This is a genomic window from Paenibacillus sp. FSL R5-0744 (assembly GCF_037972555.1).
In the GTDB taxonomy this organism is placed as follows: domain Bacteria; phylum Bacillota; class Bacilli; order Paenibacillales; family Paenibacillaceae; genus Paenibacillus_AQ.
On sequence record NZ_CP150228.1, the window covers coordinates 2,706,470 to 2,726,052 of the forward strand.

General features: G+C 45.6%; 18 protein-coding genes. 14 read left to right on the top strand and 4 right to left on the bottom strand.

Translation table 11 applies throughout. The features are described 5' to 3' along the window. The first annotated feature begins 15 nt into the window (after positions 1 to 15). The 3 genes from MKY19_RS11700 (at position 16) to MKY19_RS11710 (ending at position 1,992) form a co-directional block, all read left to right on the top strand. Entirely contained in the window at positions 16 to 1,131 is a 1,116-nt protein-coding gene (locus MKY19_RS11700) for an aminopeptidase (protein WP_076282932.1), read from the top strand. A gap of 106 nt (positions 1,132 to 1,237) precedes the next feature. Further along, the gene (locus tag MKY19_RS11705; protein ID WP_042126831.1) at positions 1,238 to 1,483 is read left to right on the top strand and encodes an HPr family phosphocarrier protein; all 246 of its coding nucleotides are present in this window, start codon (positions 1,238 to 1,240) and stop codon (positions 1,481 to 1,483) included. Between the two features lie 212 nt (positions 1,484 to 1,695). Next, a complete protein-coding gene (locus tag MKY19_RS11710) occupies positions 1,696 to 1,992 on the top strand; it encodes a YlaN family protein (RefSeq protein ID WP_042126833.1) in 297 nt (98 codons plus the stop codon). Between the two features lie 94 nt (positions 1,993 to 2,086). Here MKY19_RS11710 and cax read toward each other — a convergent pair whose 3' ends face one another. Further along, the gene (cax, locus tag MKY19_RS11715; RefSeq protein ID WP_042187348.1) at positions 2,087 to 3,157 is read right to left on the bottom strand and encodes a calcium/proton exchanger; all 1,071 of its coding nucleotides are present in this window, start codon (positions 3,155 to 3,157) and stop codon (positions 2,087 to 2,089) included. A gap of 154 nt (positions 3,158 to 3,311) precedes the next feature. Here cax and MKY19_RS11720 point away from each other — a divergent pair, with 154 nt between their 5' ends. Continuing rightward, on the top strand, positions 3,312 to 3,677 hold the full coding sequence (locus tag MKY19_RS11720; RefSeq protein WP_042126837.1) for an Asp23/Gls24 family envelope stress response protein: 366 nt from the start codon (positions 3,312 to 3,314) through the stop codon (positions 3,675 to 3,677). A gap of 90 nt (positions 3,678 to 3,767) precedes the next feature. Here MKY19_RS11720 and ftsW read toward each other — a convergent pair whose 3' ends face one another. Both ftsW and MKY19_RS11730 read right to left on the bottom strand, forming a co-directional pair. Further along, positions 3,768 to 5,012, bottom strand: a complete 1,245-nt coding sequence (gene ftsW / locus MKY19_RS11725; protein WP_339802944.1) for a putative lipid II flippase FtsW — start codon at positions 5,010 to 5,012, stop codon at positions 3,768 to 3,770. After that, positions 5,009 to 5,356, bottom strand: coding sequence for a YugN family protein (locus MKY19_RS11730; protein WP_042187352.1), 348 nt, complete (start codon positions 5,354 to 5,356; stop codon positions 5,009 to 5,011). Before MKY19_RS11730 ends, ftsW begins: the two co-directional genes overlap by 4 nt. 239 nt (positions 5,357 to 5,595) lie before the next feature. Between MKY19_RS11730 and MKY19_RS11735 the strand changes: the two genes are divergently transcribed. The 9 genes from MKY19_RS11735 (at position 5,596) to MKY19_RS11775 (ending at position 14,489) form a co-directional block, all read left to right on the top strand. Continuing rightward, on the top strand, positions 5,596 to 6,777 hold the full coding sequence (locus MKY19_RS11735) for a M20 family metallopeptidase (protein WP_339802947.1): 1,182 nt from the start codon (positions 5,596 to 5,598) through the stop codon (positions 6,775 to 6,777). A gap of 62 nt (positions 6,778 to 6,839) precedes the next feature. After that, a complete protein-coding gene (locus MKY19_RS11740; RefSeq protein ID WP_339802950.1) occupies positions 6,840 to 7,271 on the top strand; it encodes a CBS domain-containing protein in 432 nt (143 codons plus the stop codon). A gap of 217 nt (positions 7,272 to 7,488) precedes the next feature. Continuing rightward, positions 7,489 to 9,201 (top strand): DNA repair helicase XPB, encoded by a 1,713-nt coding sequence (locus MKY19_RS11745; protein ID WP_339802954.1) that lies wholly within the window; start codon positions 7,489 to 7,491, stop codon positions 9,199 to 9,201. Then, positions 9,198 to 11,129, top strand: a complete 1,932-nt coding sequence (locus tag MKY19_RS11750; RefSeq protein WP_339802957.1) for a helicase-associated domain-containing protein — start codon at positions 9,198 to 9,200, stop codon at positions 11,127 to 11,129. Before MKY19_RS11745 ends, MKY19_RS11750 begins: the two co-directional genes overlap by 4 nt. 15 nt (positions 11,130 to 11,144) lie before the next feature. Beyond that, positions 11,145 to 11,582 (top strand): YlbF family regulator, encoded by a 438-nt coding sequence (locus tag MKY19_RS11755; protein WP_076282926.1) that lies wholly within the window; start codon positions 11,145 to 11,147, stop codon positions 11,580 to 11,582. A gap of 40 nt (positions 11,583 to 11,622) precedes the next feature. Further along, the gene (locus MKY19_RS11760) at positions 11,623 to 11,886 is read left to right on the top strand and encodes a YlbG family protein (protein ID WP_042126853.1); all 264 of its coding nucleotides are present in this window, start codon (positions 11,623 to 11,625) and stop codon (positions 11,884 to 11,886) included. A 164-nt stretch (positions 11,887 to 12,050) separates the two neighbouring features. Beyond that, the gene (locus MKY19_RS11765) at positions 12,051 to 12,488 is read left to right on the top strand and encodes a hypothetical protein (RefSeq protein WP_339804279.1); all 438 of its coding nucleotides are present in this window, start codon (positions 12,051 to 12,053) and stop codon (positions 12,486 to 12,488) included. Between the two features lie 133 nt (positions 12,489 to 12,621). Further along, positions 12,622 to 13,521: a selenium metabolism-associated LysR family transcriptional regulator gene (locus MKY19_RS11770; RefSeq protein WP_042187365.1), complete on the top strand. Its 900-nt coding sequence runs from the start codon at positions 12,622 to 12,624 to the stop codon at positions 13,519 to 13,521. A gap of 53 nt (positions 13,522 to 13,574) precedes the next feature. Beyond that, the gene (locus MKY19_RS11775; protein ID WP_339802961.1) at positions 13,575 to 14,489 is read left to right on the top strand and encodes a PHP domain-containing protein; all 915 of its coding nucleotides are present in this window, start codon (positions 13,575 to 13,577) and stop codon (positions 14,487 to 14,489) included. An 83-nt stretch (positions 14,490 to 14,572) separates the two neighbouring features. Here MKY19_RS11775 and MKY19_RS11780 read toward each other — a convergent pair whose 3' ends face one another. Next, positions 14,573 to 16,462: an NFACT RNA binding domain-containing protein gene (locus MKY19_RS11780; protein WP_339802963.1), complete on the bottom strand. Its 1,890-nt coding sequence runs from the start codon at positions 16,460 to 16,462 to the stop codon at positions 14,573 to 14,575. Positions 16,463 to 16,755: 293 nt separating this feature from the next. Between MKY19_RS11780 and MKY19_RS11785 the strand changes: the two genes are divergently transcribed. Further along, positions 16,756 to 19,575, top strand: a complete 2,820-nt coding sequence (locus MKY19_RS11785) for a calcium-translocating P-type ATPase, SERCA-type (RefSeq protein WP_339802966.1) — start codon at positions 16,756 to 16,758, stop codon at positions 19,573 to 19,575. Positions 19,576 to 19,583: the final 8 nt, after the last annotated feature.

Genomic DNA, 19,583 nt, shown 5'->3' on the forward strand with positions numbered 1-19,583 from the left:
AAGGAAGAGTACACAATGAAAGATCCCAGAATTCAAAAGCTGGCGGCAAATCTTGTAGGTTATTCCGTAGATGTTCAGCCAGGCGAGAACGTGCTTGTAGAAATGATTGGCAATGAAAGAGATTTAATCAAAGCTGTTGTTGAGGAAATCGGTAAAGCTGGCGGTCATGCTTTTGTTCAGTTGACAGATCGTACAGTCCTACGCAGCATGCTTAAATATGCAACTCGTGAGAGTCTTCAGACATGGGCTGAAATTGACTTGAACCGGATGAAGCAAATGGATTGCTATATCGGCATCCGTGCAGGTGAGAATGTAAATGACCTGTCCGATGTTCCAGAAGAAAATATGAAATTGTATAATTCTTTGTATTCCCATCCAGTGCATAGTGAACAACGCGTGAAGCATACGAAGTGGGTAGTATTACGTTATCCCAATGCGAGTATGGCTCAGCTTGCAAATATTAGTACAGAAGCATTTGAGGACTTTTATTTCGAAGTGTGTAATTTGGATTACGCCAAAATGGACAAGGCTCAGGATGCATTGGCTGATCTCATGCGCAGAACAGATAAGGTACATATTTCAGGTCCTGGAACAGATCTTAAATTCTCCATCAAAGGAATCGGTGCAGAGAAATGCTCTGGACAAAAGAATATTCCGGATGGCGAGGTTTACAGCGCTCCTGTTCGTGATTCTGTAAATGGAACGATCAGCTATAATGCACCATCCGTTTATAACGGAGTGACTTTTGAAAATATCAAATTCAAATTCGAGAACGGTAAAATTGTTGAAGCAACAAGCAATGACTCCGCTCGCTTGAATGAAATCCTGAATTCAGATGACGGCGCACGTCACATTGGAGAATTTGCCATAGGCTTTAACCCTTACATTTTGCACCCAATGAATGACATTCTGTTCGATGAGAAAATTGCAGGCAGCCTGCACTTTACACCAGGACAAGCATATGATGTTACAGATAACGGAAACCGGTCTTCCATTCACTGGGATCTTGTATTAATCCAACGTCCAGACTATGGCGGCGGGGAGATTTATTTTGACGATGTATTAATCCGTAAGGATGGAATCTTCGTGTTACCAGAACTGGAAGGTCTGAATCCTGAAAACTTGAAATAAGCTGTAAAAGTAAGAAAACACCTTGCACAAGTAAGCGGATTCAAGGTATCATAAGAAATGATTACAAATGACTTATGTTTCATAATCAAGTTGCGGAGGGATTTCTATGTCCAGTAACAATGCGGCAATCGTTGATATTGCTCAAACGGCAGGTCAGTTCAACTCTTCAATCGTTCTTCAAGCGGACAACAAGTACATTGATGTTAAGAGTATCCTTGGTTTGTTCACGACTTTGGTATCAAGCCAAAGTTACGAGCTTCATGTTCACGGAACAGATGCAGAAGAAGCTAAGAAGGCAATGAGTGAAGTTTTTGCTAAACACGGTTTGAACTTTACAGTTGTAGCTGAGTAATAGTTGTATGTAAAGACGTCCTACCGATTTACGGTGGGGCGTTTTTTCTAGAAATAGATGAGGAATTAATGGCATCCCTTATAAACAACATAGCTGCTTCTTTCAAATAAATGGTTAGTATAAACAGAATTGTTGTATTGATATCCGATTTCGACTAATATTAAGTAAAATAGTAAAAGCAGCTTAACTTTTGGACATGGGGGGGAAGAGGCATGACTTCGTCGGAATTACAGGAACAGTTTAATCTTAAAGCGATCAATCTTCTACAAGAAGATGCCGATAAAATTCAGCAACTTATTGAAGTGCAGATGGAAAATCTGGCAACACGCTACTGCCCTCTCTATGAGGAAGTGCTTGATACCCAAATGTACGGTTTCTCAAGAGAGGTCGATTTTGCGGTTAGAGCAGGTTTGGTGCCAGAGATTACCGGTAAAATGGTGCTGAGTAAGCTGGAGCGGAATTTAGCAGTACTCTATGAGGCATTGAATAACAAAGCAAAAGAAGAATAAGTTTTGATTTATAGTATTCATAGAAACGCACATGAGGACAGATCGTCACTCATGTGCGTTTTTTTTGAGAATTATAGAATGAATAGGGAAGTATTTATACTAGATAAAAGGAGACTCCGAGAATTAGATAAACCGTTAATAGCAAGAGACCCTCATACCAGTTGGTCGAACCATCCTGAGTGATTGATTTGGCAATAAAGACCGCGACACCAATGGCGACAATTTCGATCGTTGTAAACACAATGTCCATAGTATCACCCATGAAATAACTGGCGAAGATAAGTACAGGCGCTACAAATAGTGCAATTTGAAGACTGCTCCCGACAGCTATTTCTACTGCCGCACCGATTTTGTTCTTCATGGCTAGCATAATGGCTGCACTATGTTCTGCGGCATTACCGATGATTGCCACGAGGAAGGCGCCTACAAACAGTTCACTAAATCCAAAGCGCTCAGTTAGTGTCTCAAGCGTCCCTACCAGCCACTCACTAACAAAGGCTACCATCACGGTAGCAAGAAGTAGATAAAGGATGGATCTGTTTCTGGACCACTTAGGCGCATGCTCATGAGCCATTTCTTCCTTACCGGCTTCTGTAACGTCCTCTAGATGTTTCTTGTGCGTAATCATGGAGAAGACCAGCCAGGCCATGTACGAAGCGATGAGCAGCCCAGCAACGATTAAACTCAGCACGTCTGTATCTTTTTCAGTTATGGAATGGGTATTGAAGAACATAGCCGGTACAAATAAAGCGATCACCGCTACGATCATAAGGGAACCGTTCATACCGGCAAGGGTTACGTTAAAGTTCTGTACTTTGAACTTCATTCCGCCAGCGAAAATACTTAAACCGAGGACAAGCAGCAGATTGCCAATAATGGAACCGGTAAGACTGGCTTTCACCATGTCGAACAGTCCTTCCTTCACTAGGAAAAAGGCAATGATTAGCTCTGCGGCATTACCGAAGGTAGCGTTTAGGAATCCGCCTAACCGCTGTCCAGCATAATGTGCTACACTTTCTGTAGCGCGGCCCAGAAAGCCAGCCACAAACACAACGGCTACTGCAGAGAGAACGAACTGAAGCGTGTGGTCCCAATCTGCATAATGTCCTATGGCACTAAGGATAAAGGTGATTGCCAGCAAAGCTGGTGAAATCCATTTTTTCAATGTAAAGTACACTCCAATCTATGTATTCAGGATCAATTCATAATCAATATACCCAAATTATTCCTAAGTGTAAACGAGAAAGCGAGAAACTGATTTGCTTTTTAGCCTGTTTAGGAATTACAATAATTGATAATGAGTTAAGGGGGGATATGGCATGGCAGAACAACTTCAATTGGAAATGGGAAATATACGAATTTCAAATGACGTCGTCTCGAAAATTGCCGGATTGGCTGCCTTGGAGACTCCAGGTATTGCAGCCATGTCAGGTGGCCTATCAGAGGGCTGGGCAAAGCGTCTTAGTGGCAAGAACGTCCAAAAGGGCGTTACCGTTGAAGTGGGACAGCTAGAAGCAGCAGTAGACCTGCGTATAATAGTTCTCTATGAAACTCCGATACATGAAGTGTGCCGGATGCTTCAACAGAACGTACGCGAAGCTGTGGAGAGCATGACTGGACTTCATATTGTTGAAGTGAATGTCAAAGTTGAAGGCGTAGCCTTTAAGAACGATGAAATTGCTTAATGAAAAAGAGCTTGTACACAAAAAAGCAGTCCAAGATATTTAACTTGGACTGCTTTTTTATATATTCCATTACATCCGGATTTATGAATCTTACCGGGAACGAACTTGTCTAACCGTAGTTACAGATTTCGTGACTTCCTCTTTAGCTGGAAGATTAGTTTCTCTTGAAATGCTCAGCATAATTCCCATGGACAGCATACTCACAAGAAGTGAAGAACCGCCGTAGCTGATAAATGGCAAGGTTACACCAGTAAGCGGAATCGTCTTCGTTACGCCACCAATATTGACAAAGGCCTGAATGGCAATGAGGCCCATAATACCAATGCCAACTAGTGTGCCAAAGGGATCCTTACACCTTAATGCGATTAAAATACCTCGCCAGATAAAATACAGATATAACATCAGAAATAATGCCGTTCCTACAAAGCCGAATTCTTCACCAATGACGGGGAAAATAAAGTCCGTATACGGGTATTTAAGATAATCCAGCTTTTGAATGCTTTTGCCAAAGCCAGAGCCACTGACTCCACCTTGTCCGAGAGCGGTCAAAGACTGAATAATATTATATCCTTCGCCTTCAGCATCCTGATAGGGATCTATGAAAGCTTGAATACGGCCTTTTTTATAGTCTTGATTGGCGGCTACTTTGTCGGTTGCGGGGGAAAGGGAATCAATCGCTGCTTTAGCCCCCATAACAATTCCTACCCCTAGCACCAAGAGTGCAATAGAGCCCAGGATATGCTTCATGCTGGCACCGCCTGCATAAATGACAAGTCCACTGGTAGCCACGAGAATAAGGCATGAGCCCAAATCTGGCTGCATCATAATAAGTCCGGCAACTATACCCACAATGACCATTACAGGGATATATCCTGTACGGAAATCTCTAAACCGTTCACCTTTTTTGGTAATCAGTGCAGAGAGATACAGGATAATTGATATTTTGGCCAGCTCGGTAGGTTGAATCCCTAGCTTCCCGATACTTAACCAGCTCTTGGCGCCATTGATTCTTTCGGAGAAGGCTACAATTAGCAGGAGAATAACGGTGATGATGAAGATAGGGACATACCACTTTTTGAATTTGCTGTAGTGAATATTCATGGCTATAAACATAACAACGATTCCAAGTGCGATCCAAATCATTTGGCGTTTCATGAAATATAGAGGGTCATTACCGAACTTCGAGCTTGCTAAGGTCAAACTGGAGCTAGCACTGAAGACCATGACTAGACCGAAACCCACAAGTAGTAGTGTTAAGATGAGTAGTTGGAAATCGGGTGTTCCTCTTTTGGGCAGGCTGACATTTTGTTTCGTCTTTCCCTTTCTGTTACTCAAGCCTCCAACAGCTGCTTTAATTCGAGAATCCGAGTAGCAGCAGTGTCCAATACTGGTTTAGGCACCGGGGAGTCATACTCCAGGCCATGGGGGAATGTTGCTTTCCCTAAGTATACGGCTTCAATTGCAAGTACGGCATCAGCTTTCTCCAGCTTCCCCTCGACAGCGCGAGTGTTGATGCGTAGAAAGTATTCGCCACCATCCTGTGGGTCTTCAATTTTGCAGTCGTAAGTGGCACGATAGTATTCCCATTGCCAGCGAATGAAGCCAGCCTTTGTCGCACTCTCGTCCAGATAGAGAAGATCACTCTTCAATCCTACGAGGCCCGTGTTCTCAAAAATCATAGCACGCATATCCCCCTTATGAAGTATAATGATGAATTCATGATCCGTTTGCTGATGTTCTACCTCATGATAGTATGTTTCTAAACGTTGTGCAAGAGTAGGCACCTCCTAACGATACCCAGTTTTTTGCGTTTCTGCTACAATAAAAGAATTATAGCCGTATACGGCTGGAACAAAGTGTACAGGACTGCTGTCGCATGCTATTGATGCGGGTTTATGAAGAAGGGGATGGAGAACGAATGAAGAGCTTAGCGGTTGATTCTCTCATGCCGGAGATCGTGGAATGGAGACGCCATTTACACCGTCATCCGGAGTTGTCTTTTCATGAAAAGGAAACGTCAGCATTTATAGCAGACAAGTTAGCAGAATTCGGCATTGAAGTTAGGAGAAGCACGTCTGGGTATGGTGTAACGGGTATATTGCGAGGACATCGGCCGGGGAAAACGGTAGTCCTTCGCGCGGATATGGATGCACTACCTATTAAAGAGGAGAATAAGAATGACTACGTTTCGCAAAATGAAGGAGTTATGCATGCCTGTGGGCATGATGGACACACTTCAATACTGCTGGGTGTAGCCTCTTACTATAGCAGCCGCCTTGAAGAGTTAGAAGGGGAGCTGCGTTTTCTTTTTCAGCCAGCGGAGGAGGTATGCCCGGGTGGTGCACAGGGGATGATTGCCGAAGGCATGCTGGAAGGCGCGGATGCGGTGTATGGTTTGCATTTGTGGACTCCGCTTCCAATGGGGACCGTGGGCAGTGCGCCAGGACCTCTTATGGCATCTGCTGATGAATTTTTCATTGATATCATCGGCCGGGGCGGACATGGCGGTATGCCGAATCGCACGATAGACAGTATTGTGGCCGGGGCGGCGCTTGTGACTCAGCTTCAGAGCATCGTAAGCCGCTCTGTGAACCCGCTGGAGCCCGCTGTTCTTAGTATAGGAACCATTCAAGGGGGATTCGCCCAGAATGTCATTGCTGAGCATTGTCGCATTACAGGAACCGTACGGGCGTTCGACGAGGAGACCCGTTATCTGATCCGCAGCAGAATCGAAGAAATGACAGTTTCAATAGCTGGCGCATACGGTGCAGAAGCTAAGATAGACTATGTGATGGGATATCCGCCACTCGTAAATCACGAGGGCGAATACCAGCGTTTTTCCGAGGTGGCACCAGGAGCACTAGGAGAAGCTGTTCAAGTGATTCGGATGGAAAAGCTGATGCCAGCTGAGGATTTTGCCTACTATGTAAAAGAAATTCCTGGCTGCTTTATGTTCGTAGGGGCTGGGAATCCAGATAAAGATGCAGCTTACCCGCATCATCATAGCAAATTTGATTTTGACGAGGATGCTATGTTGCATGGGATGAAATTATTGATCGCTATGGCGAATTCTTGTTTGCAAGAGAAGACAATCGTATAATTTCGTTTCATAGAGGAGAACCTATTCCATAACATGGAGATTACGTTTAGGAGGGTTCGTTCTTGAAGACAGTGAAAGAGGTTATGACGAAGGATCCTGTAACAGTTACACTACTGGATAATGTGTATGAAGTCGCTGTTAAAATGAGAGATCATGACACTGGATTTATACCAGTCATTGATAATGAAGACGATAAGACATTACTCGGTGTAATTACAGATCGTGATCTAGTGATTAGAGGTTACGCGGCTAAACACCCTGGATCAACAGCTGTGGAAAAGGTAATGAGTAGAGAAATTCAGACCGTCTCAGAGAATACATCTGTAGATGAGGCTGCAGAACTGATGTCGAGCTGGCAAATTCGTAGATTGGCTGTGACTAGTGGCCAGAAGCTGATGGGTGTAGTGTCCATTGGTGACTTGGCTGTGCGCAACATTTTTGCGGACGAGGCTGGCGAAGCACTTCATGATATTTCGCAGCAGCATTTACATTAAATAGTTTGATAGGGAAGCTCATGACCGTTATGCGGGGATGAGCTTTTTCCTGTTCAAATCTAAGGAAATATAGATTTCACACTATACACTATCCTTATATTTCTCGCATAAACGCTTACCGTCCTTTTGGGACGCCGAAGGCGTTTTTACTTGTAAGAATGTAAGCAGATTACATAGCGCAGGCTTGAATCAAATTAATGACTGGGGAGGGAACGTTATGAATGAAACAGGGGCATGCATTGTGCGAAGGGATCGGACGATTCTACTGGAATGTGCACATCCTGGTTTTGAGAAGGCTAGGAAAGAACTAGGAGCCTTTGCAGAGCTCGTAAAGAGTCCTCCGGCTTATCACACCTATAGAATCACTCCATTATCATTATGGAATGCTGCAGCGCTTAATTATACAGCTGAAACGATTATTTCGAGTCTGCATCAACTCGCGCGCTGGGGTGTTCCTGCCGGGCTGGAGGATGAGATCGCAACTCTTCTCTCTAGGTATGGAAAGCTCACCCTTCACGGTCAGGAGACTTCGAATGAGCTCATTACGCTTAGGGCTGAGACAGCTGAGATTCTGAATGGACTAGTTAATGAATCAGGTCTAAAGGAGTTAGGTTTGCAGAGAATAAATCCACTAGAAAGCTCATGCCGTGCGGAGAACAGAGGGCTTTTAAAGCAAGAGCTGATGAGACTAGGCTACCCTGTACTGGATTATGCTGGTTATCATGTCGGACAAGCTCTAAGTTTGACCTGGAAGGAGTCTCACAATCACGCAAAGGATGGAGCGAAAGGTGAAGCTTTTGGACTGCGTGAATATCAGCAGGAGGCTGTCCAGATGTTTCAAGGCATAGAAGGGCAGGAAGGCAGCGGGGTAGTTGTGTTGCCTTGTGGAGCGGGTAAGACGGTAGTGGGACTGGCCGTTCTTGAAAGTCTACAATGCGAAACACTGATCTTAACTTCAAATACAACTTCGGTAAGACAATGGGTAGATGAGCTGCTTGAGCGAACCGATTTGGCTGATGAGTCTATTGGCGAATACTCCGGTGAAAAAAGAGAAGTGCGGCCTGTTACTATAGCTACCTATCAGATATTAACGCACCGTCAATCCAAAGGCGGTCCTTTTCTCCATATGAAACTGTTCAATGAACGCAACTGGGGTTTGATTATTTATGATGAGGTTCATCTGCTTCCAGCTCCAGTATTCCGGGCTACAGCAGATATTCAGGCTACTAGAAGACTAGGTCTCACTGCAACTCTGGTTAGAGAAGACGGGAAGGAAGGGGACGTATTCTCATTGATCGGGCCTAAGCGTTACGACATACCTTGGAAGGAGCTGGAGCAGCAGGGCTGGATTGCAGAGGTAGAATGTGTCGAGATGATCGTACCGATGAGCTCTGAGCTGAGACAGGAGTATTTGTATGCGGAAGCGAAAGAAAAATTTCGTATGGCCTCATGCAATCCTGCAAAAGCTGAGGTTATAGTTGAGCTTCTAAAAGCCCATCAGGGATCATCGGTTCTGGTTATTGGACAGTATCTCGACCAATTAATTGAACTGGCGGATAAGATCGGTGCACCTCTGATTACGGGTAAAACGAAGCAGCGAGAAAGAGATGAGTTGTATGCAGCTTTTAACGAGGGAATAATACAGGTGCTTGTTGTCTCTAAAGTAGCGAATTTTGCGGTGAATTTGCCAGATGCGTCGATTGCTATTGAGGTTTCAGGAGCTTTTGGATCCAGGCAGGAGGAGGCCCAGCGCTTGGGTCGAATCTTGCGTCCGAAGGCGGGTGAGAACAAAGCGTACTTCTATACGCTGGTATCTGAAGATAGCCGGGAGCAGGAATTCGCTATGCGCCGACGGATGTTTTTAACAGAACAGGGGTATGAATATGTCGTTAAAATGGTGCCGAACGGAAAGGAGCGGACGATCCATTGAACCAGCTATCAGCGGAAGCCCTAGAGGTCTTAAAGCGATTATGTGCTGCTTACGCGGCCCAACCCTTTGACGAGGGGAAAGAAGAGCGGTGGCGTCCTACGACGCTCTGCCGGGCAGAGCAAAAGCTTGCAATGAATGAACTGCGGCGCGCGGGGTTGTTAACTGCGAGGCATAAAATATTGGGGGAGAAGCTGTATCAGATTCCTGTTGAGCAATTATTAGTGCTAGAACAAGAATTCTTCCCGTACCAGCCTAAGTTTATTGAGGGTTATTCAGTGAATCTATCCATGGAGGCGGGTGCTGGACTGGCAGTAGATCTGTTTCGGGCCTTGCTGTTCATGGCTCGTGAAGGCTTGCCTTTGACCGCTAAGGGAATTATTCATAAAAAGAATTTAAATCGTTTAGCGGCTCAGCTTTCTTTTCAGGAAAAGCATTTAGCGGGGCTCTCTATGGGCACTCCTTCGAATGAAATGGATGCTCTGTCAGCGGCTCTTGTAGTAGATATCATGTTGTGTCTTGGGCATATTACCAGACTGAAAACGGGCTATAGACTGGACAAGGATATGCTGGGAAGTTGGTTGCAACTTCCTGAGACAAGAATGACTGATATCCTGTATGGGATTGTTATTCATCGTTTTGGAAGCATTGGGCCTGCCGATCAGCATTTTCGCTATTTAATAACCAGCAATGCTTTTGTATCAGAGAAATGGACAGCGTTGCCTGAGCTTCTGGACTGGATGGCAGATATGAATTTAACTGGAACAGTTTCCCGGAAAGAGCTGGAACAATCAAGCTTAAACTGGCTTCGTTGTCTAACAGGCTTTGGATGGTGTGAACTGGGGAGCACGCCTGAGGGTATCCAGTGTTTTCGCTGGACTGCTGCAAAACCAAAGCTGATGTACAGTAGAGAGATCTTTCCTGATTCTGTGGCAGAGTATTCGAATGATCAGTTTATTGTGCAACCCGATTTTGAAGTCCTGATTCCACCGGATGTTCGCTATACTGTGCGCTGGGTTTTAGCTGAATGTGCTGAACTTCTGCAAACAGATACGATGTGGAGCTTCCGACTGACTCGTGAGATGCTAGTTCATGCATCAGAGCGAGGGATGCCTCCAGAAGAAGCAATAGCTTGGATTAAAGATCATGCACTGGGTGGTCTGCCATCTGTGGTGGAGCTGTCTTTAGAGCAATGGGGAAAGAGCATTGGCCGAACATCACTCTCTGAAGTGATTCTGTTGACTTGTCAGACGGAGGAGGACGGAGGGGCTATTGCAGCCCATCCGCGACTGCAAGAGAGCCTTAAACGTATCGGACCGCTTCATTTTCTTGTATCTCCGGACAATGTGGAACAGATGCGTAAGGAGCTGTCCTTAGCAGGATTGGCCCCTTCTAGGATGATTGGAGGACGTGAGGAAGAGGTGGATGCTGAATGGACTTCATTTCATCAAGAAGCCGAAACCGAGCAAGCGTTGTATTCACTTCCAGTACTAAATCCTGAACTAAGGCTACTCGACAGAGGGAATCCCTTTTTAAACTTACCAGTTATTTCTCCTGAGCAGGAGGAGGATATCTTATTAGGTGGAGAAAATGTGCCACAGATCTGGAGCAAGGAATGGCGCCATTATCATAGCTCAACCTCTCAGAAAGTAATGGAACAAGGGCTGAAATGGGGAATTAAGGTGCGGTTTTCCTTAAAGGACCAAATGTTAGATTTCATCCCCTCCAGAATAAAAGGTAATCCTTGGAAAGTGGAAGGCCATCTGCTGTATAACGATGGTGAAACGGTTGAGGAAATAGAGCTGGCCCCTGAAGACTGGAAGGAAATGAAGTTAGTAATTCCCAAAAGGCGAAGAAATTCCTCTTCTGCTGAAGCGAGTGATTATGGTATGATAGAAAAGTCTACTGAATTCGGTAGAACATTAACGTAGAAAAGAGCTGAGTTCATGAGCGTAGCGGAATTAAATACGGTCGATATGGCTGAAGTGCTGACATACGCCTATGAATTAGGCGATATGATTAATCAATCCGCCGAAGTGTCGGATTACTTATACTGGAAAGGACGGGTTGATTCGAACCCAGAAATTCAGGCCATGGTCAAACAGCTTCAAGCCAAGAAAGAGTTGTTTGAAGAAACACAGCGATTCGGACATTTTCATCCGAACTATCATTCAGCGAAGGATGAGGTTTCGGCAGTAGAAGCGGAATTGGAGAAGTTTGAAGAGGTCGCTCGTTTTAAGCAGGCGGAGAAGACTCTTGATGACATTCTGCATTCCATGTCGGAAGCGATTGCTTTTTCAGTATCGGATAGCATTAAAGTACCAAGCAATGATCCTTCCCCTAAAGGTGGATGCGGTAGCGGGGGAAAATGCTCCTGCGGATAAGCTTCCCTTAGGATTTAGAGAGAGAAAGGCGGTTTAGCTTATGTTTGCGGAACGGACAGGATACATCATTTGGGTAAGTGACGTTAAAGCGGCACGTAACCTTGAGAAATACGGAACATTACATTATGTTTCTCGGAAAATGCATTATGCAGTGATGTATGTAAATGCAGAACGTGCCGAGGAAGTTATGAAGAATGTCCGCAGACTCTCCTACGTTCGTAAGATCGAAAGATCCTATCGTAACGAAATTAAGACAGAGTATACCAGTAATGGGCCGGACAAGTCCCGTAACTACGGTATGTAATTCTTGGAGATGAACAGGTGCTTAAGTAGCACCTGTTTTTTTATGCGCAGATCTCGGGTAACCGCGGTTTCTTCCGTGCTCTGGAACTTGTACAACTTTCAGCAATGAGGTAAGATGACAACATTAAGTACATACAAAGACCCTTATGGTGGAGTGTGATGATGATGCGCAACAAAGGGACGGATTGGCCCAGTTCTTACGAGCCCTTCCACATCATGCTGAACGACTACAGGGTCGCTGACATCGTTATAACAAATCATGCGAAGAGTCGTTATTTGGACCGGATCAGTAAAGGTGTAAGCGATGACGAAGAGGTCGCGGCATGGATGTGGCAGTGCCTGATGCAGAATCGGCTCAAGCCCTTTTCAGACAGTGAATTTAACGCGTATTTAATTGACGATGACTCTGTAGTAATCGCTGAGTTCACGGAATTGATAGGTGAAAAAGATATTTCAGGTCAGCCATTATATTCTATGATCATCGTTTCGTTTCTTGGTAGAATCTCTGCGACTCCACAGTTGAGAGATTTAAAAACTTACTTTTCGCTGCTGCGCAATTCCCGCCGCACTAAGCTAACGAAGAAGAAGCGTAAACGTAAATAGTGTATAAAGAACGAACAGGAGGCATGCGGCGGTGGCTGCATGTCCTTTTTGAAAATAAGAATATATAAGCTTCATATCGTACACAATCCCTTACTTAAGTTTCTTTTATAGATAGCACAAGGAGTTGCAGAGCATGAACTTTCATCAATTACATATTTTTTATACTGTCTTAGAGCGAGGAAGCTTCTCGGCAGCGGCACAGACATTACATATGACTCAACCAGCAGTGACCATGCAAGTACAGGCGCTAGAGGATTATTTTGGAACCAAGCTCTTCAATCGTTCTACCAAAAAAATCATGCTCACCGAAGCAGGTCATACGTTAATGCCATACGCGCTGCGCAGTATCCAATTGATGCGGGAGACGGATCAAGCGATGTCGGCGTTTACGCATATGTTGGAAGGGCGCTTGCAGCTTGGGGCAAGCCTTACCATTGGGGAGTATGTGCTGCCACGGCTCTTAGGTCCTTTTGGAAAGCAATATCCGAACATTTCAATCATGATGAAGGTCATGAATACCTCGCAAATTATGGAGGAAATCCTAAAACATCAGTTGAATTTTGGTTTAATTGAAGCGTCGGTAACACATCCTGATATGGTGATTGAGCCGGTGATGGGGGATGAATTGAAGTTGATTGTGCCCCATGATCATCCGCTTGCAGAGCAGCAAGAGGTCACTTTGGAGGAGGTGCTTCAGCACCCTTTTGTCCTGCGTGAGCAGGGCTCAGGAACGCGGCGTGTGATGGAAGAGCAGCTCTTCTCGAAGGGGCTTGATCCGGGATCGATGAAAATAGTGATGGAGCTTGGTAGTACGGGTGCTGTGAAGTCGGCAGTGGAGGCAGGTCTTGGGGTTACTATTATCTCGACTTCTTCTGTTAAACATGAGGTTGCGCTTGGACTACTGAAAATCGTGAATATCTCGGATGCCTCATTTAAAAGACAATTCTACGCCATTCATCTAAAATCGACACTGCTGCCAATTTCTGCAGTGACGTTCTTGACTTTTTTGCGCGAGCATTCGAATGATAACTAAAGCAATATGACCAGAGGCAGGAAACTTAGAAACTAGCGGTAGAGGTGATAGAAATGGAGAATGAAACTAGACTGGATGAACTGAAGGGCGACAGACCGGAGAATATTGACGCCTCACGATGCGATCTTCACACGCATACTCAAGCCTCTGATGGCATGCAGCCACCGGAGGAAAATGTACGTCTCGCTAAAGAGAAGGGACTAATCGCAGTTGCCATTACGGATCATGATACTGTGGCTGGTGTGAAGGAAGCTCTCGAAGCAGGAGAGAAATACGGAATCACTGTTGTACCGGGTGTAGAGATCAGCACTCGTGCTGGAGGAAAAGATATTCACGTCCTTGGATACTACGTAGATCCAGCAAATGAGTTGTTTCTTTCCCGTTTGGAAGGGCTAAGAGAAACCCGGGCACTAAGGAATGAGGCGATTCTCTCAAAATTACGCGGGCTTGGGATTGAAATTACGCTTGAGACAGTTGTCGCGGGAATTGGACGGGAACTGAAGCCTGATGAGAGTATTGGTCGACCACATATTGCTGATGAGCTGGTTCGTCTTGGAGCAGCTACGGATATGAGAGATGCGTTCAATAAGTATTTAGCCGAAGGTGCAGCGGCTTACGTGTCACCCCCACGAATCACGCCCGAGGAAGCCTGTGATTGGATTATCGAGGCGGGTGGGTCCCCAGTATTGGCGCATCCAGGCCTATATGGTGACGACCAGTTAGTACGAGGGATTATGGAGCGGGGGGCTTTTAAAGGGATTGAGGTTTATCATTCGGATCACGAACCCGCTGATTCAGAGCGTTACCAAACCATGGCTGAAGAATACAGCTTAATTATAACCGGTGGCTCGGATTTTCATGGTGCCCGCCAAGGTGTTGTATTCCATGGAGATATCGGTAGTGTTACGGTTTCTGTTGAAGCGCTGGAACAGTTGAAGAAGGTTGCTGGCATGTTACGTCAAAACTAAGTTCAATCAGTTGCACATAATATACCGAAAAACGAAAACCGGCTGTCATCCACAAATGGACGACAGCCGGTTCTTTTTGTTATTTAGCTTCTCAGCGTATTTGGAAGACTCTTAATGCGATTTTCATCTGGAGTGACAAACAATGTTTTCTGATGATCATAGATCACAAATCCGGGTTTCGAGCCACTCGGTTTGCGGACATGGCGGATTAGTGTACAGTCTACAGGCACACTGCTTGACTGCTTCGCCTGACTGAAATAAGCGGCAAGCTGGGCGGCTTCTTCCAGTGTGGCATCTCCAAATTCCTCACTACGGATGACAACGTGAGAACCAGGAATATCCTTGGTATGCAGCCAAGTATCATTAGGTGAAGCTAGTCGATTAGTGACGTATTCGTTCTGTAAATTATTTTTTCCGACATAAATGTCGATGCCTTCAGACGAGGTGAAGACCTGCAATGTAGGTCTGGTTGCTTTTTTCTTTTTCTTGCCTTTTTTGCTTCGGTCGCGAAGATATCCTTGACTTACAAGCTCGTCGCGGATCTCTTCAATGTCATTCAATGAGGCATGGGCAAGCTGTTGAAGTAAACTTTCCATGTAGGATATTTCCTCATGGGTCTTAATCAGCTGCTCATTAATGACAAGGAGGCTGTTTTTATATTTGTTGTACTTTTTAAAATAACGTTGTGCATTATCCGATGGGCTTAATAAAGGGTCGAGTGGGATGACCATTTCTGCCTGATTTTCGTCATAATAATTGACCAAAGAGGCTTCTTTATCTCCTTTGGACACGGCATGTAAGGACGCGAATAGCAATTCACCCCAAATACGATAGCGATCTGCGTCTTGCGCTTCGTCTAGATCCTTCTGTAGATTGGCAAGCTTCTTAACGTTTTTGCTACGTTCGTTGCTCAGGAAACGGATCAAATCACTTACCCGTTGCTTCACCGTATCACGTTCAGCTTTATCCCCGTAATAATCCTCCATGCACTCACTAATCGTGTTATATTGCTTCGCATCCTCACCCAATAGAGATAACGGAATCGCGGAAAAAATCATTTTCCCTTTCGCATTCGCACCTGAAACAGGAGAGAATTCGCAATTATGGACAGGTCCCATTACAGACTGGAAGGCGTCCCATAACTTTGTTGGGAATTCTGGTGCAGATCCCTGTGTATCACCTATCGCAAGGTCATTTCTGAGACGAAGAGCAATTTCTCCGGCAACAAGTGGACTCATTCCGCTGAAGGCATGCACCATCCAGCCTACCGGGTCAGCTGATGGGGAAGGACCGCCTGAGCCGTCAGGTTTCTGCTCAACCTCTTCTTTTGTAATCAGGTTGGCGAGCTCACCTTCAATGATTTCTTCCGGTTCGGCCTCCTTCTCATCTTCTTCCAGTAGAGCGGATTCTTCAGCAGCTGAGATCAAATTGAGAAATTGTTCTTTATCGATCTCCAGAGGGTTCAGCTTGTGTTGCTGAGGAGGCTCTGTGTAAGCGACACCGGGCATTACGATCCGGTAGCTGCTGATTGATGGAGTAACATGATGAATGCCGTCTATGATCGTTCCTGTGCCGAGCTCAGTAAGGATGATATTACTATGCCGTCCCATGAGCTCTATGATGATCTTTTTGGCAGAGACGTCTCCAAGCTCATCTCTAGTCTTAACATTTATGTGAATAATTCGTTCCATGCCTACCTGAGTGATACTCTCAATAGCCCCACCTTCACAATGCTTACGCATGAGCATGCAGAACATAGGTGCTTCTGAGGGGTTTATGCTGCTTCTTTCTGTAAGATGCAGACGCGGATATGTCGGATTAGCAGAGAGCAATAGCTTGCCGCCGCCACCGGCACCCCGCAGGTTGAAGATAAGATCGTGATTGCTCGGTTGATATATTTTGCCTATACGCGCACCGATGAATGATTGCAGTTCGTGCACGATAGCTCGGGTAACAATGCCGTCTAATGCCATGATAAAGCTCTCCTGTCGACGTGAAATGAATTTCTGGAAATATAAGAAAGTATAAGTTTCACATCATACTTTATATCTTATATTTCTTGTTTAAACGCTTACCGCCCTTATAAGAACACCGAAGACGTTTAAGCTTACCTCTCTATGATGCCATACTTTGGGACATTCGCGCAAAAGGGGAATTGGTTAGGCGGTGATATTATTGGACGACCTTGAATACACTTGGTCATGAACAGGTGGAAAAGCTGTGCGCCGCCGGAAGTCAAGAAACGACCGGGAGGGAAAGAAAAGTCATGGAACAAAACAGTTGGCACCGGCTCGGTGCAGAAGAGCTGCAGAAAATGTTCAATGTCCATCCGAGGACGGGCCTCAGTGGAGAGGATGCCGCGGAGCGACGGAAGCAAAATGGGTATAACGAGCTGTCCGAAGGAAAGACCGTATCCCCGTTTACCCTGCTGTTGAACCAGTTTAAGGATTTCATGGTGCTTGTGCTTATGGGTGCGACGCTCGTATCCGGTTTGCTTGGCGAATATTTGGATGCCATCACGATCATCGCGATTATCCTTTTAAACGGAGCCCTTGGGTTTGTTCAAGAGTTCCGCGCCGAACGTTCGCTAAGAGCTTTAAAACAGCTCTCCGCACCTTCTGCCAAAGTACTGCGTGGGGGGAACAGTGAGGTCATTCCAGCAAAGATGTTAGTACCAGGTGATATTGTCTTGCTGGAGAGTGGTGATCGAATACCCGCGGATATACGATGGCTGGATTGCAGTTCTCTATATGTGGAGGAATCTGCGCTAACTGGGGAATCGCTGCCTGTCTCGAAGCATTCGGATGTGATCCGCGCGGAGGAGATTCCGCTCGGCGATCAGAAGAATCTTGGGTTCATGGGCACAATGGTAACCAGGGGTACTGGTAAAGCTATCGTAATTCGTACGGGTATGGACACAGAGATGGGTAAGATTGCAGACCTGATCCAGAATACAGAATCTCAGGAAACTCCCCTTCAGCATCGTCTCGAGCAGTTAGGGAAAATTTTAATCTATGTATCACTAGGTTTAACTATTGTAGTTGTAGCAGCCGGTATTTTACATGGACAGCCTGCCACAGCAATGTTCTTGGCCGGGGTAAGCTTGGCGGTCGCTGCGATTCCGGAAGGGCTTCCGGCCATTGTAACCATCGCACTTGCGCTGGGCGTGCAGAGGATGATCAAACGAAAGGCCATTGTTCGTAAATTACCTTCAGTGGAAACCTTGGGCTGCGCATCCGTCATCTGTTCGGACAAGACGGGTACATTGACTCAGAATAAAATGACGGTGACCCGATTATGGACGGGCGGACGTGGCCTTGAAGTAACAGGTGAAGGTTATGCTCCGAGCGGACAGGTTCTGGAGAAAGGTAAACCGGTTGATCTCAAAAATGATCAAAGTTTAAGACGGATGCTACAGGTGGGTGCTTTGTGCAGTAATGCGGAGATTATTGAGACCTTTCCGACCGAAGTGCGAGGTAAGCGTAAAGGGAAGGATAAGGACATTGTAGTTGATAAATCTTCTGACAGCTCATCGATTTGGGAACTCAAAGGAGATCCAACGGAAGGAGCTCTAGTAGTGCTTTCAGGGAAGATGGGTTTGACTGCCCAGACGCTAGCCGTAACCTACTCCCGTGAGAAGGAATTTCCTTTTGATTCCGAGCGGAAGTTAATGTCAGTTATTATTGGTCATCCCGGAGGACGGATGGTATGTACGAAAGGCGCGCCTGATGTGCTGCTTAATCGCTGTTCGTATATGCTTTGGGAAGGCGGTGTCGTGCCTTTAACGCCAACATTGCGGCAGAAAGTACTTGATGCCAATGAGCAAATGGCTTCAGGTGCACTTCGTGTCCTAGGTATGGCTTATCGTGATATGCGTCCAAGTGAACATGTGGATAGTGAAAAGGATGCGGAGTGCCAACTTGTCTTTATCGGATTGGCTGGAATGATTGATCCGCCACGGCGTGAAGTTCGCGATGCCATTAGCGTCACACGCCGAGCAGGAATTAAGACTGTGATGATTACTGGGGACCATGGAACGACTGCAGAGGCCATTGCTCACCAATTAGGAATTCTGCAACGTGGGGGCACAGTATTAACAGGGGCTCAACTGACTCGGATGGATGATGATGAGCTGGATAAAGTATCGGATAATGTGTACGTATTCGCCCGCGTATCTCCAGAGCATAAGCTTCGTATTGTGAAGTCTTTGCAGCGCCGTGGTCATGTTGTGGCTATGACCGGAGACGGAGTCAATGATGCTCCAGCCATTAAAGCGGCAGATATAGGAATATCTATGGGGATCACCGGAACAGATGTGACCAAGGAAGCATCTTCATTAGTGTTAGGGGATGACAACTTCTCAACCATTGTTGCGGCCATTGAAGAGGGTAGAAACATCTATGAGAACATTCGTAAATTCATTCGATACCTACTTGCATCAAATGTAGGGGAAATCTTGACCATGTTCTTTGCCATGATGCTCGGTCTGCCTCTGCCATTAGTGCCTATTCAAATTTTATGGGTCAACTTGGTGACAGACGGACTGCCAGCGATGGCGCTTGGTGTTGACCAGCCTGAGAAGGACTTAATGGAGCATAAGCCACGTGGTGCAAAGGAAAATATTTTTGCCCGTCGTTTAGGGTGGAAGATCATAAGCCGTGGATTTTTAATCGGTTTATGTACGTTAGGAGCATTTTGGCTAACCTTACGTGTAGCACCAGAGAATCCAGCGCAGCTGATTCGAGCACAATCTGTAGCTTTTGCAACACTCGTTATGGCTCAGTTGATTCATGTCTTTGATTGCCGCAGTTCTCGTTCGGTGTTCCATCGAAATCCGTTCCAGAATAAGTACCTAGTTCTTGCTGTATTGTCATCCGTGATTTTGATGCTGGCTGTTATGTATATTCCATTTCTCCAACCCGTCTTTAAAACAGTGCCGCTTAATTTCCGTGAATGGTGTCTAGTATTTGTAACAGCGGGGATTCCGACCTTCTTGATGGGGGCTGGCAGTGTTTGGGGCGGTAAACGTAATCGTGGTCGTAGCGGCAGTAATTCGATGATAAAAAGTACAAAAATTTCGGCATAAAGTTAATA